The sequence below is a fragment of the Methanophagales archaeon genome, from assembly GCA_021159465.1.
In the GTDB taxonomy this organism is placed as follows: domain Archaea; phylum Halobacteriota; class Syntropharchaeia; order Alkanophagales; family Methanospirareceae; genus G60ANME1.
The window spans coordinates 1-1,547 of record JAGGRR010000036.1; the positions used below are offsets into that span (position 1 = coordinate 1).

Sequence of the window (1,547 nt, forward strand, 5' to 3'; positions counted from 1 at the left end):
CTCTATCTCCATCTCTATTTACACCCCTATATTCATATTCTCACTCCCTTTCCGGAGCAAAAAGACCTGCCCATATCCGATATGCCTGGTCATAGCCCTGCTCTATAATCATATCCACGAATCTCACATGCTCCTTAACGAGATGCTCCACCTCCTCATCACTTATCTCCACTTCTCCAAGAATCTCTCGCTTTAGCTTTGCACCAAGGATATCCAGTGGCTTGCAGGGAGTGTCAACCACAATGTTCTTTATATGGAAACTTTGCTTGGAAAGGGTGTTTAATACTTCATCCGTGGCATCCAGGCATATATTCCGCTCCCTCGCTCTATCTGCTATATATTCCGCTTCGCTACCTGCCGATTCATGCTCATTAAAGATATCGTCCTTCAAAACCTCCTTCCATTCGCTTACTTCTATCTTACCCATCTTTGCCTTCGCTGTTAAAATCAATATCCTCACCGCCGCATCTCGAGATAGAAGTAGCGAAGCATCCTCTTTGTAACAATACAGAGCTTTGTCCCCAAGTGCTGGCAGGCACTTGAATAATGGCATGGCAGCTCGATAGCGATTTATATCTATATCCTCTGGCTCCATAGCATCAACTATCAACTCAGGAGCTATGCCATGCGCTATCTCTCTTATAAACCCCTCCTGATTTCGTGTGAAATCTATAAACAGGCACTCATAACTCTCGTGCATCAAAATCCTCGCTGCTTTACTCTTCGAATAGCTCGTGTTAATAGTTACGAGATTTGTTATCTGTTTCATGTAGCATGTAGAATGGGATAGGGAAAATGATTTTTAATTATAATATTTATGGTTTAATATATTAAAAAGGGCTCGTGGTCTAGCTGGTGATGACGCCGCCTTCACGAGGCGGAGATCGTGCGTTCGAATCGCATCGAGCCCACTAATATTTAATTTAGAACTTTCTTCTTTCTTCTTTAACGTATTAATACCCGAATCATCTGATACTAAACCTTTAATTGATTGAATCTGTGATAAGATTTCAGTTATGTATTGGGATATACTCATATCCCTTGCTTTCGCTTCCCTTTTCAAAATCTCATGTAAACCCTTTGGAACTATAATATGTGTGTATCCTTCTTTTGTCATGGTATTAACACGGTTAAGATGTAGATATGATAAATGTTTCGATTGCTTTCAAATTGTAACGTTTTTTAACACAAATTTAAAAGTCATGATAAACCTAAAAATCAAAGTCGTTAAAATTGTCTAATTTGAAAAATAACTTCTATAAATTAAAAACAGTTCTCCATTGTTTTCAGATTATATGACGTGATTTAAAAGAAACAATCTTTAAATGTTTCATTTCCCCATTGCTTTTTCAATCGCTTCCAAAAAGGAGGGGTTATTTTCAATATTTTAAATAACTCCCAATTTAACTTTTGTATATAACATATCTATTATATGCTAGTCTATTATATGCTAATTTGTCTTCTTTTGTGAAATAGGGAATGCAGAGGAGAGATTGATAAGCTTAATTATTCTTTTTTCTTCTCATAAATAAATCGAAACTTATATA

1 protein-coding gene and 1 tRNA gene are annotated in these 1,547 nt (G+C 36.8%); one reads left to right on the forward strand and one right to left on the reverse strand.

All coding sequences use genetic code 11. From position 1 onward, the window contains the following. Positions 1-40 precede the first annotated feature (40 nt). Entirely contained in the window at positions 41-769 is a 729-nt protein-coding gene (locus J7J01_02025) for a hypothetical protein (protein ID MCD6209670.1), read from the reverse strand. A gap of 68 nt (positions 770-837) precedes the next feature. On the opposite strand from J7J01_02025, the gene J7J01_02030 reads away from it, so the two are divergent. Then, positions 838-911: transfer RNA gene (locus tag J7J01_02030), tRNA-Val, on the forward strand. The last annotated feature ends 636 nt before the right edge of the window (positions 912-1,547 follow it).

Excerpts from the sequence above, each read along its gene's own strand:
- J7J01_02025 (MCD6209670.1), bottom strand. The coding sequence starts at position 769 with ATGAAACAGATAACAAATCTCGTAACTATTAACACGAGCTATTCGAAG.